The 16,439-nt window shown below is 48.6% G+C and carries 8 protein-coding genes; 7 read left to right on the forward strand and 1 reads right to left on the reverse strand.

The window, feature by feature from the left end:
* Nucleotides 1–829 precede the first annotated feature (829 nt).
* Nucleotides 830–1,648, reverse strand: a complete 819-nt coding sequence (locus QUA62_RS22115; protein WP_333406718.1) for a class I SAM-dependent methyltransferase — start codon at nucleotides 1,646–1,648, stop codon at nucleotides 830–832.
* A gap of 299 nt (nucleotides 1,649–1,947) precedes the next feature.
* On the opposite strand from QUA62_RS22115, the gene QUA62_RS22120 reads away from it, so the two are divergent.
* The 7 genes from QUA62_RS22120 to QUA62_RS22150 all read left to right on the forward strand — a co-directional run bounded on the left by QUA62_RS22120 (nucleotide 1,948) and on the right by QUA62_RS22150 (nucleotide 16,313).
* A complete protein-coding gene (locus tag QUA62_RS22120; RefSeq protein WP_333406720.1) occupies nucleotides 1,948–2,619 on the forward strand; it encodes a response regulator transcription factor in 672 nt (223 codons plus the stop codon).
* Between the two features lie 88 nt (nucleotides 2,620–2,707).
* Nucleotides 2,708–4,690 carry a CHASE2 domain-containing protein gene (locus QUA62_RS22125; protein WP_333406722.1) on the forward strand — a complete coding sequence of 661 codons (1,983 nt, stop codon included), beginning with the start codon at nucleotides 2,708–2,710 and terminating at the stop codon, nucleotides 4,688–4,690.
* Between the two features lie 514 nt (nucleotides 4,691–5,204).
* Nucleotides 5,205–5,960 (forward strand): DUF928 domain-containing protein, encoded by a 756-nt coding sequence (locus QUA62_RS22130; protein ID WP_333406724.1) that lies wholly within the window; start codon nucleotides 5,205–5,207, stop codon nucleotides 5,958–5,960.
* A 6-nt stretch (nucleotides 5,961–5,966) separates the two neighbouring features.
* The gene (locus QUA62_RS22135; protein WP_333406726.1) at nucleotides 5,967–9,263 is read left to right on the forward strand and encodes a tetratricopeptide repeat protein; all 3,297 of its coding nucleotides are present in this window, start codon (nucleotides 5,967–5,969) and stop codon (nucleotides 9,261–9,263) included.
* Between the two features lie 646 nt (nucleotides 9,264–9,909).
* Nucleotides 9,910–10,542, forward strand: a complete 633-nt coding sequence (locus tag QUA62_RS22140; protein WP_333406728.1) for a hypothetical protein — start codon at nucleotides 9,910–9,912, stop codon at nucleotides 10,540–10,542.
* Between the two features lie 293 nt (nucleotides 10,543–10,835).
* Nucleotides 10,836–12,575, forward strand: coding sequence for a S8 family serine peptidase (locus QUA62_RS22145; protein WP_333406730.1), 1,740 nt, complete (start codon nucleotides 10,836–10,838; stop codon nucleotides 12,573–12,575).
* 411 nt (nucleotides 12,576–12,986) lie between these two features.
* The gene (locus QUA62_RS22150) at nucleotides 12,987–16,313 is read left to right on the forward strand and encodes a tetratricopeptide repeat protein (RefSeq protein ID WP_333406732.1); all 3,327 of its coding nucleotides are present in this window, start codon (nucleotides 12,987–12,989) and stop codon (nucleotides 16,311–16,313) included.
* The last annotated feature ends 126 nt before the right edge of the window (nucleotides 16,314–16,439 follow it).

Consider the following 16,439-nt stretch of genomic DNA (forward strand, 5'->3'; position numbering starts at 1 on the left):
CTTCCCTTTCATTTATTATCAAACTTTCCTATTTTACCAGAGAAATCCATATTTACATCTCAAATGGAATTGCTATAGAGTTACACACAGAAATTATGGCAATGCTTGATGTATTTCGTAATCAGATAGAAAATGCTGCTGTTAATAAGGATTATATGCGGAATTCACCTTAGATAAGTTATTTTTTTAGAGTGGTTTGAAGCTTAGTTGCGGATGTACAATCGCCAATCCCAGCATTTAGTTCATTTCACATTGAATTACCGATACAACCAGATGTACGATCAAGCATAAGGACACAGTTGAGCCGACGCCGACCACCATTGGCTCTCACAAACAACCTTTGCGCGATCGGCTCCAAGGATTTGTTAGACTGGTAGGTGTAAAGTTACTAAGCTCAAAAATATGAAAACTTATAGCTTTTATATGAAATCTTTTAGAATCGGAATTATTCCTATTTCTCTTCTCGACCTCTGCGTGAATCAGCGTCAATCCATTGTCCTCTGCGGTTAAAAAATAATCTTTTTTTAACCGCCGATGAGGGCAGATAAACACAGATTAACGCGGACGAATTAGATCAAATCCGGTTGCACAATTCGTGATTCCTGACTGTTGACTAGATTTGACGCCCGACGATGCTACCGGATTTGATATGATACGATTCTAGAGCTATAGGTGCAGCTTTAACCTAATTCTGAGGGGAGAATTCATTCTGAACTTTTTCGTATTTTACTGTTAGATAAGTTGGCTTTGTTAGCTCGCAATTTAGCGATAGTGCTAGAGGTTTTGCTGCGACCGAACATCAATGTGTGGTAAAAAAATTGTCTTAATTTTATTCATTTTTTTCACCGCAAGCCATCAACCAAAAACTCATCATCGATCGATCGCCCGCAGCTACAAACTCATCCCGCGAAACCAGATAGCTTTCTATTTCCGACTCGGAAATCAACCCTTGTTTGACCATTTGCAAAATGGGCCCGGAGTCCAGCAAAGGTTCAAACGCTTCAATTCCAATTAAATCGCTGTGGCTGACAACGGCTTCTAAATCAACGCTACCAAACCCAGCTTCTTTGAGAATGCGGCACAGATTTCGCCCGACGCATAAATTGCCGCCCCGCGATGCCATTACCTGCTTGAATTTCTCCCTGACAATCTCGACTGACCAAGGTGGATTTGTCAGCCAAAACAGATCGGCATCGCTATCAATAATCACCAGTTTGCCGCCCGGTTTCAAGATGCGGAATATTTCTCTAGCTGCTGCGACGGGCTCGGGAAGGTGAACGAACAGCAAACGGGCGATCGCAAAGTCAAACGTGTTATCCTCCAAACCAGTATCCGCCACCGATGCTTGAATGCGATCTACTCGATCGCCCCCTTTGTCCTGCAAATATGCTACTGCTTTTTCGTGCAGTACCGGGTCGATTTCTACCGCTGTTACCGAACTGTTTGGCAGCAATTCTAACAGTTTTTCAGTGAAAAATCCCGGCCCGCTACCCGCTTCCAAAACCTTCATCCCGTCGGCTAAACCGAACCAAGTTAAATTGCGCGCCTCCTTTTCCCAACTGAGGAGAACTTGACCTTTTAACCGCTGGATTTCTGCGTCAAGTTCCAGATTGTACGTGCTGGCTTGATACGAACCTTCTGCTGTCATAAAATTATCCTTCTTCTTGCTTGGACACCTAGATTATAATAGAACTGCGCTTTAGCGCAATTCTCGTTGCGGACATCCCCAACGCCAGTTGGCGGACAGATGCAGGACGGGAGCCCGGTAATTCCTCTATTGTAAGAAGATGACCGAGACGATTTTAGATTTGGGATTTTGAATGAGAATTTCAGCGGTTTAAAGCCCCTAGTTTCAACTAGGTCACAAATCGAAAATCGTAAATTCCCAATCTAAAATGGGTTGACGGATTACCTAAACTGACGATGTTGTGTGGTAACGAATCAATTATGCCCCAGACTTTACCTCAACCAGAGAAACGAACATTTTTAGTCGTGGATGACCATGCGATGGTGTTAGGTGGCACGCTTAACATTCTGAAGCAAGAATATCCAGAGGCAGACATTCTGACGGCTCCGACGGCTCAGGCAGCGCTTGAGCAAATAGCGCAGACGACCCCGGATTTGGTGATTGTGGATTTGGTGATGCCAGAGACGACCGGCGAAACAGCTCAAGCGAATTCAGGGCTTCAACTCCTCAAAACGTTGATGGAGCAGTATCCGAATCTGAATATTGTTGTGCAGAGTGCCCATGTTCGGACTTTAGTTTGGCTGAAACCGTCGATCGACAATCACATGGGCGGCTTCACAGTTGTCGATAAGAGCCAGCCGACGAAAGACTTGCTAGCAATGGTTGATTGGGCGCTGCACGAGCGGATTTATACACCCAGAGAGATCCGCAATGGGCTGCAACTCAAACCCGCCTGGATGCAAGTGTTGCAATTTGCTTTTCACGAGAGCTTGCAGGATACTGCGATCGCCAAACGGATGAATGTTTCTGAACGCACTGTGCAGTGTTACTGGACTAAGATTCGAGATGTGCTAGAGGTGTATGCTCATAATGATAAGAATCTGCGGATTCAAACGGAAGTGCGAGCTAGGGAACAAGGATTGATTGATTAGTGATATCAAGTCGGGTTAATTACTTATAAATCCTGTACGGGCATCGGGCATCGGGCATCGGGCATCGGCCAAACAGTCGTACAAAAGTATGATAACTATTCAATCGGACATTATTATGAAGCCCGATCGATGGCAAGCAGTGAAAGCGGGGGTCACGACTTGGGGACGAGGATCGCTTCCAGGGGTGATGGTGATTGGCGCTGTGATGATGGCTCGATTGACCGGTGCGCTTCAGTTTTTGGAGTTGGTGACGTTCGATCGATTTCTGCTGCTGCGTCCCCCTGAGCCAATGGATGAAAGGACTGTAATCGTAAGTATCACCGAGGAAGATATTCAACGCGCCAGAACTTATCCGATTCCCGATCGTGAAATTGCTGAACTTGTCAAATCTTTGCAGACGTATCAACCGATCGCGATCGGGCTGGATATTGTACGCGATATTCCGGTTGAGCCGGGTAATGCTGAACTAACATCGGTGTTTCGCAGCAGCAAGAATACGATCGGAGTGGAGATTGCCCTGCCCGATCGCAGTGGCTTTACCGTGGCACCTCCGCCCGCGCTGCCACCGGAACAGGTTGGCTTTGCAGATGCCGTTCTCGATGCGGATGGCTACCAGCGCCGCAGTTTGTTGGGCGCTCACAACCCCCAGCAGGAATACCGTTTTTCGTTGGCGATCCGGCTGGCGGAACGCTATTTAGCAGCCCGAGGAATTAAGTTGGGCAATGGAATTCGCGATCCAGACGCGATGCGCTTTGACAGCATTGAATTGACCAGAGTGCAGTCAAACTCTGGCGGATATGTGGGGGCGGATGCTGGCGGCAACCAGATTTTACTCAATGTTCGCAGCGGGACAATGCCGTTTCGCGTGCTTTCTCTCTCGCAAATCAAATCGGGACAGGTCAACCCGGATTGGATTCGAGGCAAGATTGTGCTGATTGGGATGATGTCTTTTAGCGCGAAGGATTTGGCAAGTTCAGGTGCGATCGTTGGCATCAATCCGGGACGGATTTACGGAGTCGAAATCCAGGCGCACGCCACTAGCCAGATCGTTAGTGCGGTGATCGATCGCCGATCGTTGCTTCGGGTTTGGGGAGACGCATGGGAATATCTCTGGATTGTGGCATGGGGACTTTTGGGGATAAGTCTGGGGCGGTTTTTGCGATCGCCCTGGAAAATTTTGTTGGGGCTCTTAGTCGCCAGTGTCAGCTCGATCGCGCTCTGTTACTGGCTGATTCTTTTGGGATGGTGGGTGCCGATCGTACCTGTGTTGCTCGTGCTGGTGTTGAATGGGGCTGGCTTGATGGCAGCCTTATTTTATCGCCACGAACAGGAACTCCGACTGCGGTTGGAGGAACGTCAATTTGCGATCGAGCAGACCTTTAATGCAATTCATAGCGGCCCGTTACAAACATTGGTTGGGATTTTGAGAACTGCTCAAGAACAAGCCACACCGCCGTTATTTCTACCGGAGTTGCAACGCTTGAATCAAGAATTGCGGGCAGTTTACGGCTCTGTGCAACGAGACGCGATCGCGGAGGAACCGCATCTCCGCATGGGAAGTGCGATCGAATTGGCCCTGCAGGCTCCATTGCATGAATTGCTCTACAAGGTCTATTCCAACACGCTCGAACAAGAATTGCCCTACCTCAAAACCATCAAATTCAAAATTGTGCAGTTCGATCCCTTGAACACCTCGCATCTGCGGTTGGAACACAAACGAGCACTCTGCCGCTTTCTCGAAGAAGCGCTCTGCAATGTCGGCAAACACGCGATCGAAGCTACTCGCTTGACCGTAATTTGCACTCAAGAAGGCGATCTGCAGGTGATTCGAGTGGCGGATAATGGTAGGGAGAAACAGTCTCAGTCAGAAACGCTTAGCTTGGCTGCAATCGATCGAGACAAGGAAATAACCGAAGATCCAAACCCTAAACTTCAACCTTCAGGATTAGGAACCCAGCTTGCAAAGAACTTAGCCAAACAGTTAGGCGGAGCATTTCGGCGCTACCCGAATCAACCGAAGGGGACAGTGTGCGAGTTAACCTGGCCAGCAAAACGGCGGTGGTTCTGGTAATTGGTTGGGTTCACCCTTGTCAAATCGGAGCTAATTGAGATGAGATATTGCACCATTTTCAATAAGGCGTTTATGAACGGGCATCCTGCCCGTTCCACAAGAAATTCACTCTTTGTGGAACGGGCATCTTGCCCGTTCTTGAGAATGGTTTAAGAACTCAGATATAACGATCGACAACACGGCAACTCTGGATACGGCAATGCCCAAAGCGTGTCAACTTAAGCTGTCAGTCCACCCAGTCCTCCCGCCCACCCGGCAGTCCGCCAGGGAATGAATTCCCTGTCTCAGAGCGAAAGTCCTCTCAAACAGGACTGAAGAACTCATTAGTCGTCTGAAGACGACTTTCGCTTTGAGGCAGGGGTTTAAACCCCTGCCGGACTGCCGGACTGAGGGTTTGCCCTTAAGCTGATACCAATATCTTTGCACCTTCCCGCAAACGAAGCTTGCGGACAGTGCTCTATTGTGTTTTTGTATTCGTGATTACTCTAGAAGATAGTTACAGATGAGGATTCAGATGATGACTCACGAGTTGAAGCGTCGAACCGTTGACTATGCGGGCATTGCGAGTTTAATGCTGAGTGTTTCGTTCTGGATCGCTCCTGTAGCGCTGGCAAAATATACTCCTCCTGAAAACCCTTCTAAACCGAAAGACACCGGGACGAATACCACTCGCGGCGGCAGTTGCGAAGCTAATTCATCGGCGAGATTGACTGTCTTGGTGCCGTTTAGCCATGTGGGAGAGACGATTTCTGGGCATCCGACCTTCACCTGGTTTGTACCCGATCGCACTCCTCGTCCGCTGCAATTGAGGCTGTTTACTCGCACGGGACAACTGCTCTACAGAACCGAGATGCAGAGTCAGCCAGGAATCATGTCGGTTGCTTTGCCCTCAAATCTGCCCCAACTGTCGATCGGGCAATCCTATCAGTGGCAAGTGGTGTTGGTGTGCGATCCGATGGTTCCTTCGAGGAATGTGGTGGCGACGGGAGAAATCCAAGTAGTCCAGCCTGCGGCGTCGTTGCAGTCTCAACTTGCAGCCGCCCAAACTCCCCAGCAGCGGATCGACCTGTATGCGGGGGCGGGGCTGTGGTATGACGCGATCGCCGAAGCGCGCAAAGCCTCTGAGACTTCTCAAAACCAAGCGGCTGTCCTGGAACTGCTGGATTCTCTCGCTAGTTCGGAAGCCGAACCTTTGAAAGATTGGAGCGATCGATTGCGGCAGATTAGGGCGATCGAACAACAGCGACAACCTCCCCAACCCAAACCGTAAAATCCCATGAAGCCTGACTCGCTAAAACTGCTTAAATCCAGCAATTGTAAAGTGCGATCGCGCTTTCTCTTTCCCCTCGCTTTTTGCCTTTTGTCTGTTGCTTTTTATATTCCCGTGCACTCACCACTCCCGGCTGCTGCTCAAACTACCGATGCTCGTCAAGCAGAGGGCGATCGGCTAATGCAGCAGGGGATGCAACAGTATCAGACCGATCAATTTCCAGCAGCCCTGAATTCCTGGCAACAGGCACTGCAAATTTATCGCGCTCTCAAAAACCGCCAACGGCAGGGTTTGGCACTAGGCTTTTTGGGAGGTGCTTACCTCAAGCTGGGCAACTCGGCCAAAGCCATTGAGTATTCACAGCAACAGTTAGCCATAGCCCGCGAAATTCAAGACCGCCAACAGGAGGGTTTGGCACTAGGCCTTTTGGGAGCCATTTACGGCTCTGTGGGCAACGATGCTAAAGCAATTGAGTATTTACAGCAACAGTTAGCCATAGCCCGCGAAATTCAAGACCGCCGATCGGAAGGTAGCGCACTAGTTCTTTTGGGAGCCAGCTACAGCTCTCTGGGCAACGATGCTAAAGCCATTGAGTATACACAGCAACATTTAGCAATCGCCCGCGAAATTAGAGACCGCCGATCGGAAGGTAGGGCACTAGGCCTTTTGGGAGCCAGTTACAGATCTCTGGGCAACTGGGCTAAAGCCATTGAGTATTCACAGCAACAGTTAGCGATCGCCCGCGAAATTCAAGACCGTCAAGGGGAGGGTGCAGCACTAGGCCTTTTGGGAAGTTCTTACCACTCTCTGGGCAACTCGGCTAAAGCCATTGAGTATACACAGCAACAGTTAGCCATCGCCCGCGAAATTAAAGACCGCCAACAGGAGGGTTTGGCACTAAGCGTTTTGGGAGACACTTACCGCTCTCTGGGCGACTTTGCCCAAGCCATTGAGTATGCACAGCAACAGTTAGCAATCGCCCGCGAAATTAAAGACCGCCAACAGGAGGGTGGGGCACTGGGCAATTTGGGAGCCGTTTACGGCTTTCTGGGCGACTATACCAAAACCATTGAGTATTCACAGCAGTGGTTAGCTATCGCCCGTGAAATTAAAAACCGCCAATGGGAGGCTTTGGCACTAGGCACATTGGGAGTCGCTTACCGCTCTCTGGGCGACTATACCAAAGCCATTGAGTATTCACAGCTCAGTTTAGCCATCGCCCGTGAAATAAAGGACCGCCAACGGGAGGCTGTGGCACTAGGCCTTTTGGGAGACACTTACCGCTCTCTGGGCGACTTGACCCAAGCCATTGAGTATGCACAGCAACAGTTAGCCATCGCCCGCGAAATTAAAGACCGCGGAGTGGAGGGTCTGGCATTAAGCTTTTTGGGAAGCGCTTACCTCTCTCTGGGCAACTATGCTAAAGCCATTGAGTATGCACAGCAAACTTTAGCCATCGCCCGCGAAATTAAAGACCGCCAACAGGAGGGTTTGGCACTAAGCATTTTGGGACTCACTTACAACTCTCTGGGCAACTCGACCAAAGCAATTGAGTATTTGCAGCAAAATTTAGCAATCGCCCGCGAATTTAAAAACCGCTCTGAGGAGGCTGCGTCACTGAGCAGTTTGGGAATCACTTACAACTCTCTGGGCGACTCGACCAAAGCAATTGAGTATGCACAGCTCAGTTTAGTCATCGCCCGCGAATTTAAAAACCGCCCGATAGAGAATGGGGCACTGAGCAATTTGGGAGTCGCTTACTTCAATCTGGGAAACTATGCCAAAGCCATTGAGTATTTGCAGCAAAATTTAGCAATCGCCCGCGAAATTAATAACCGCCAAAGTGAGGGTGTGGCGCTCAACAACCTTGGAGTGGCATTCTTGAAAGCTGGCAACTCAACAGAAGCCGAGAAAATACTCCTCAATGGGATTCAAGTTTGGGAATCAATGCGTCAAATGCTCGGCTCCAACGACGCGAATAAAGTCTCTATCTTTGAAGGACAAGCTGGCACCTATCGCCTTCTACAACAAGTCCGGGTGGCTCAGAATAACCCGATCGCCGCCTTAGAAATTGCCGAACGGGGACGTGCTCGTGCCTTTGTCGATCTCCTGACACAGCGCTTATCGTCAGGTTCTACCAATCCGGTTATCGCCACTGCTCCCGATCGGGATCAAATCCGCGAAATCGCCAAAGCACAGAACGCCACTTTGGTGCAGTATTCCATCATCTCCGACGAGTTCCAGATTCAGGGCAAGCAAGTAGGACGTGAATCCGCACTCTACATCTGGGTGATTCAACCTACGGGCGAAATTACCTTCCGTCAAGTCGATCTCAAACCCCTCTGGCAGAAGCACAACGCCTCCCTAGCCAGCTTGATCCTGGGCAATCAAGAATTCCTCGCCGTCCGCAGTCGCAGCAGTCTTGGCTCCACCCAACCCCAACCCGACTTACCGACACTACATCAACTGTTGATCGAGCCCATTGCCAGCCTCCTACCCAAAGACCCCAATGCCCGCGTCATTTTCATTCCTCAAGGAGCGCTTTTCCAGGTGCCTTTTCCCGCCCTGCAAGATGAAGGCGGCACTTACTTAATCGAAAAACACACGATTCTCACCGCCCCTTCGATTCAAGTATTGGATTTGACTCGACAGCAACGGCAGAAGTTAGCACAGAAGCCAGCCAACAACGGCAGGGCTCTAGTCTTGGGCAATCCCACGATGCCAAGCGTGTCTCTCTCTCTGGGAGAGCCCAAACAGCAATTGTCTCCTCTACCGGGAGCCGAAGCTGAAGCTAGAGCGATCGCCCCTCTGCTCAATACCCAAGCCATCACAGGCGCACAAGGGACAAAAGCTGCGATCGTCCAAAAAATGCCCCAGGCATCGATTATTCACTTAGCAACCCATGGATTGCTGGATAATGTGCGCGGATTGGCAAGTGCGATCGCCCTGGCTCCTTCTGGTAGCGATGACGGCTTATTGACCGCAGAAGAGATTTTCGACATGAAACTGCAAGCAAATTTAGTCGTTTTGAGTGCCTGTAACACTGGAGAAGGCCGAATTACCGGGGATGGTGTGATTGGCTTGTCACGCGCTTTGATTTCGGCAGGAGTGCCGAGCGTGATTGTTTCTTTATGGGCGGTTCCCGATGCGCCGACATCGGAATTAATGCAATCGTTTTATCAAAACTTGCAAAATAATCCCGACAAAGCACAGGCACTTCGGCAGGCAATGTTAACCACGATGAAAACTCATCCCCAGCCGCGAAATTGGGCAGCGTTCACGTTAATTGGGGAGGCCGAGTAAGTTTTTATTAATAGCGAATTGGCTCCATGTTTTTATCCTAAATTTTATCCTAAATTATATCAATTCCGGTTGTACCGGAATGATAGAGCAGACGGCAGTGCGGTTTCCCTACCCAAAATAACATTGTAGGGAAACGGCACTGCCGTATCCTTTTCGGATACTAATAATTCCGATGCAATCGGAAACGATCTTTATTCTTTAGTCCGCGCAGGCAGACTTTGTTTGTGTAGACGCGGTTTCAACCGCCGAGTTATCTGTGCGTCTCAATCTCAAAACTGATGGGAGTGAACCATCTACTCTACATATTCACATACATTGCACTTTCCCGCAATCTATTTTGCACCCGGTACTTCATCAAGTCTGTGGGTAGAACGAATGATTTTCCCATCTGGGTTGCTTAAGATTTAAGTCAAGTGTTAAGAGGATTTTTTTAGGGCTTTACAACCCGATCCGTCAGAATCTCGACGATTAATTGGCGACAATACATCCGAATTTGTTACTTTGTCGATCGGGGTAAAAAATTTACGACTCATTTAGGATTGCTATATCAACTGTCAACAGTCAACTATCAACTAAGAGGGCGGGCTCTCTTGGCACCGCCCCTACCACAGGTCAACTGTCAACTGTCAACTTACTGCGTAACTTTATGAATGCAGAATCAGCTACAAACATTCTAGATAACCTGGTACAGGAAAAGAGAGGCGAACCATTGAACCGCTTACAGCGAGCAATTATTCAAGGAGTGTTAGATGGTTTGACATACCAAGAAATCAAGAATAACTATGCGATCGCGCGGAACTATCAAATATGCTACTTAGCGCGATACGTTGCTTATCATTTGTGGAAATTGCTGACAGAGGTATTGAAAGATGCAGGAATTATCGACCCGGATGAAAGAGTCCGCAACAAAAATTTGTGGGAGTCCGCGATGAGAGTGGCGCAGCAAAGCGTGCAGTCGGAATCTGTACAAAAAAGTCAACCCCCCCTACCGCCCGATCCGATGCTGGACAGAAAACTGCGAATGCGTTACCGAATTACCGAACAGTTGGTAAGTACCGAGTTTAGCGATACTTATCTTGCGGGAGATGAAGATGTGCCCGATCGCCCTTTATGTGCAGTCAAACGTTTGAAAAGTCACTCGATCGAAACAACCAAGTTGTTCGAGCGGGAAGCGCGAGTATTGTGCAAATTGGGCAAGCACGATCGCATACCGGAACTGTTAGCTCGCTTTCAGGAAGAGCCATATTTCTATTTGATAGTTGAATTCATTTATATCTGAAAGAGGACTAATGAATTATATTCTTCAGTCCTCTTTTAGAGGACTGGTGCTATGAGACAGGGAATTAATTCTCTGGCGGACTGTGGAATTAATCTTTGTTCGCGCTCGCGTCTCAATCTCAAAACTGATGGAAGTGAACCATCTACTTTACATATTCACATACTTTGCACTTTCCCGCAATCTATTTTGCACCCCGTACTTCATCAAGTCTGTGGGTAGAACGAATGATTTTTCCATTGGGACTGCTTAAGATTTAACTAAAGAATGAATCGACATATCGGGGTTTTTAAATTATGTTAGACATCAAAACCAATCCTAACGATCGCCTTTATTTAAATCAATATCCAAACGATCTCGCCACATCAATATTTCCGGCTAACAGCGACTTGCTCAACGGAGCGATCGAGCCATTGAATATTCCTGGTTATAGTGCTGAATCTAGCTTGACTAATATCACAGCATCCAGCATCGACCAACAGACACAGAGCGCAGATTTTATTGTAGCTAATGCAGCCCAGGGCCTCAGTTTCTCTGCGAGCGATCGAGTTACTGGCGATGTCGCCGATTCTCAACTCAAACCGCAGTCACAATCGGCGATCGCAAACGCAGATCCGCTAACAGGAACGATATCTGCTTCTCAGTTGAATTTCGCCGATCCAGGTAACTCTCTTTCGACAGCTCGTAATATTGTTGGTGTTGAAAATGGTAGCATCAACTTAACTGATTTTGTCGGCACAGGCGATCGCGACGATTTCTACCGCTTCGATATCAACACTAAGAGCAATTTTAACCTGCGTCTGGATGGTTTAAGCAGGGATGCTAATGTCAGGTTAATTCACGATAGAAACCGCAACGGTGGTGTGGATAGTGGTGAAACTATTGCCAGCTCTATTGAGATTGGCACCATCCCGGACGTGATTAATGTACCCAATCTGGTTCCAGGAACATACTATGTTCAAGTCTCTAGCTTCTTCAACAACAACTCTACTAATTACAACGTGAATTTTTCTGCAACCTCTATTCCTGTAGTGCCAGATATTACCACACCTAATGGTGTTTACAATACTAACTACGGCTACGGTTTAGTGAATGCAAATGCAGCAGTTTCCCACACCTTAAATCTTTCAAGTCTTTTCCCCGCTCTTCCAGATATGGGTGGGAATAACTGGGCGCTAGATGTGATAAATGCGCCGGAAGTTTGGAATCAAAACATTACAGGAAATGGCATTGTTGTAGCTGTCGTGGATACTGGTGTTGACTACACCCATCCCGATTTGGATGGCAATATTTGGCAGAATAATGATGAAATTGCTGGAAATGGTATCGATGACGATCGCAACGGATTTATTGATGATATTCGGGGTTGGGATTTTGTGTCTAGCGACAACGACCCAAGAGATCAGATCGATAATAACCCTATAGGTAAGAATTTCTATGGTCACGGCACTCACGTAGCAGGTTCGATCGCGGCAGAGCGAAATGATTTTGGCATCACAGGAGTTGCGTACAATGCAAAGATTATGCCTGTGAGAGTATGGCCCGCCTCTAGTCCCGGCTCGCCGAATAATGTTGCTGCTGGAATTCGCTATGCTGCTGATAAGGGAGCAAATGTAATTAACCTCAGTGGTTCTTACCTTTCCACTCAGGTGAATGACGCAATTGAGTATGCAAATAATAAAGGCTCTGTTGTGGTTATGGCAGCCGGAAACTCGGGTGTTGACCAACCAGGTTATCCAGCTCGTAAGGCCGATCGCTTGGGAATTGCAGTGGGCAGCATAGATGTAAACGGCAGGATGGCTGACACCTCGAACCGTGCGGGTTCCACACCTTTGGATTACCTAGTTGCTCCGGGAGTAGACATCTATTCTACAACTCCCTATAGCACCTATGACACCCTAACTGGCACATCTATGGCAACGCCACAAGTAGCGGGTGTAGCGGCTTTAGTTTTGAATGCCAATCCGACTTTAACTCCGGCTCAAGTTGAGAACATTTTGACGACAACAGCTAATCGAAATGGGTTGATAGGATAGCATTGCAAATCCCCACTTAAGTCCTGCGGACATTAATCGAGCATTAGAGCAGACGGCTCTGAATATGGACGATCTAAACACGCCAGGTTTTGATGTTGGATTTGACTATGCCAGTGGATAATCGTTTGATTCAAGCCGATCGCACGATCGCTAAAATTGTCGTCTAATTCAGATTAGAGTCCCCATCCCTGCCGCGAGATCGGGGAGACAGAGTAAGCTTCTATGAAGGTCGATCGCCTGTGGCAGATTGAGGCGATCGCGCGACGACGGCAGAAAGAGCGATCAAGCTAATTCTCTAAATTCCAACTCTAGAATCCTATGCTGTATTCCCCATTTAAGCGACTCAAATCAACCCACTCTAGGCTCACTCATGTTTTCCTAGCTTCCATTTCCCTGTTCCTGCTTGCCACTATGTCTCTATTAACTACTCCTGACTCTCTCTTCCCAGCGATCGCTCAAACTATGGATGCTCGTCAAGCAGAGGGCGATCGGCTTGTGGAGCAGGGGCTTCAACAGTTTCAGACCGGCCAATTCCCAGCAGCCCTGAATTCTTGGCAACAGGCACTGCAAATTTATCGCGCCCTCAAAAACCGCCAAGGGGAAGGGAATGCACTGGGCATTTTGGCAGGTGTTTATCACTCTCTGGGCAACTATACCAAAGCTATTGAGTATTCACAGCAGAGTTTAGCCATCGCCCGCGAAATTAAAGACCGCTACGGGGAGGGTATGGCACTAGGCAATTTGGGAAACACTTACGGTTCTCTGGGCAACTCGGCCAAAGCCATTGAGTATTCCCAGCAGAGTTTAGCCATCGCTCGTGAAATTAAAGACCGCCTTGTGGAAGGTCGGGTACTGAATAATTTGGGATTCGTTTACAACTCTCTGGGCAACTCGGCCAAAGCCATTGAGTATTCACAGCAGAGTTTAGCCATCGCTCGTGAAATTAAAGATCGCTACGGGGAAGGTCGGGTACTGAATAATTTGGGAACTGCTTACCATTCTCTGGGAAACTATGCCAAAACCATTGAGTATTCACAGCAGAGTTTAGAGATCGCCCGCGCAATTAAAGAGCGCGAAGGGGAAGGTAATGCACTGGGCAATTTGGGACTGGCTTACGGTTCTCTGGGCAACTATACCAAAGCCATTGAGTATGCACAGCAGACTTTAGCCATCGCCCGCGAAATTAAAGACCGCCAAAGGGAGGCTTTCACACTAGGCATTTTGGGAAACGCTTACCACAATCTGGGCAACTCGGCCAAAGCCATTGAGTATGCACAGCAGAGTTTAGCCATCGCCCGCGAAATTAAAGACCGTCAAAGAGAGGCTTTCGCACTAGGCATTTTGGAAGGTGCTTACAGCTCTCTAAACGACTCTGCCAAAGCCATTGAGTATGGTCAGCAACAGTTAGCCATCGCCCGCGAAATTAAAGACCGCAAGGGGGAAGGTTGGGCACTGGGCAATTTGGGAGGTGCTTACAACTCTCTGGGCAACTATGCCAAAGCCATTGAGTATTCACAGCAGAGTTTAGCCATCGCTCGTGAAATTAAAGACCGCAAGGGAGAAGGTCAGGTACTGAATAATTTGGGATTCGTTTACATCAATCTGGGCAACTCGGCCAAAGCCATTGAGTATTCACAGCAGAGTTTAGCCATCGCTCGTGAAATTAAAGACCGCTACGGGGAAGGTCGGGTACTGAATAATTTGGGAACTGCTTACCATTCTGTGGGAAACTATGCCAAAACCATTGAGTATTCACAGCAGAGTTTAGAGATCGCCCGCGCAATTAAAGACCGCTACGGGGAAGGGGCAGCACTGGCCAATTTGGGAAACGCTTACGGTTCTCTGGGCAACTATGCCAAAGCGATCGAGTACACACAGCAGACTTTAGCCATCACCCGCGAAATTAAAGACCCCAAGGGGGAAGGGGCAGCACTGGCCAATTTGGGAAACGCTTACCACAATCTGGGCAATTATGCCAAAGCGATCGAGTATACACAGCAGACTTTAACCATCGCCCGCGAAATTAAAGACCGCAAGGGGGAAGGGGCAGCACTGGGCAATTTGGGAAACACTTACGGTTCTCTGGGCAACTATGCCAAAGCTATTGAGTATTCACAGCAGACTTTAGCCATCGCCCGCGAAATTAAAGACCGCAAGGGGGAAGGGGCCGCACTGGTCAATTTGGGAATCGTTTACCTCTATTTGGGCAACTATGCCAAAGCGATCGAGTATATAAAGGAGAGTTTACTCATCGTCCGCGAAATTAAAGACCGCGAAAGTGAAGGTGCGGCGCTCAACAACCTCGGATTGGCTTTCTTGAAAGCTGGCAACTTAACAGAAGCTGAAAAAATGCTCATCAATGGGATTCAAGTTTGGGAATCAATGCGTCAAATGCTCGGCTCCAACGACGCGAATAAAGTCTCCATCTTTGAAGGACAAGCTAAGACTTATCGGACTTTACAAGAAGTCCGAGTGGCTCAGAATAACCCAATCGCCGCCTTAGAAATTGCCGAACGGGGACGCGCTCGTGCCTTTGTCGATCTACTCACACAACGCTTATCAACTGGTGATGCCAATTCGGTCATCGCCTCTGCTCCCAACCAGGAGCAAATCGCACAAATCGCCAAAGCACAGAATGCCACTTTGGTACAGTATTCCATCATCCACGACAACTTCCAGATTCAAGGAAAAAGCGAACCGCGTGAATCCGCGCTCTACATCTGGGTGATTCAACCCACAGGCGAAATTACCTTCCGCGAGGTAGACCTCAAACCTCTCTGGCAGCAGCACAAGGCCTCTCTAGCCAGCTTGATCGTTGGCCACCAAGAATTCCTGGCTGTCCGCAGTCGCAGCAGTCTTGGCTCCACCCAACCCCAACCCGACTTACCGACACTGCATCAACTGCTGATCGATCCCATTGCCAGCCTCCTACCCAAAGACCCCAATGCCCACGTCATTTTCATTCCCCAAGGTTCCCTGTTCCAGGTGCCCTTCCCCGCCCTGCAAGATGCCAACGGCACTTACTTAATCGAAAAACACACGATTCTCACCGCCCCTTCGATTCAAGTATTGGATTTGACTCGACAACAACGACAAAAGTTAGCACAGAAGCAATCCCACAGCGGCAGGGCTCTAGTATTGGGCAATCCCACCATGCCAAGCGTGTCTCTCTCTCTGGGAGATCCCAAGCAGCAATTGTCTCCTCTACCTGGAGCCGAAGCTGAAGCGATCGCGATCGCCCCGCTTCTCAACACCCAAGCCATCACGGGCGCTCAAGGGACAAAAGCTGCGATCGTTCAAAAAATGCCCCAAGCATCGATTATTCACTTAGCAACGCATGGATTGCTGGATGATGTGCGCGGATTGGGAAGTGCGATCGCCCTGGCTCCTTCTGGTAGCGATGACGGCTTATTGACAGCAGAAGAGATTTTTGATATGAAACTTCAAGCAAATTTAGTCGTTTTGAGTGCCTGCAACACTGGAGAAGGGAGAATTACCGGGGATGGGGTGATTGGTTTGTCGCGCGCTTTGATTTCCGCCGGAGTGCCGAGTGTGATTGTTTCTTTATGGGCGGTTCCCGATGCGCCGACATCGGAATTGATGCAGGCATTTTATCAAAACTTGCAAAATAATCCCGACAAAGCACAGGCACTTCGGCAGGCAATGTTAACCACGATGAAAACTCATCCTGGGCCGCGAAATTGGGCGGCGTTCACGTTAATTGGGGAGGCAGAGTAAGGACGATCGCTCTAATCTGCTTGTCGCGATCGATCTGATATATGTTGTGCATTGAAATTGTATATTTCAATCCCATATCAAAAATTGTAAAATCCTCTCCCCCTCTTCCCCTCTAATACCATATAC

The organism is Microcoleus sp. MON1_C1, from assembly GCF_036701945.1.
Taxonomy (GTDB): domain Bacteria; phylum Cyanobacteriota; class Cyanobacteriia; order Cyanobacteriales; family Microcoleaceae; genus Microcoleus.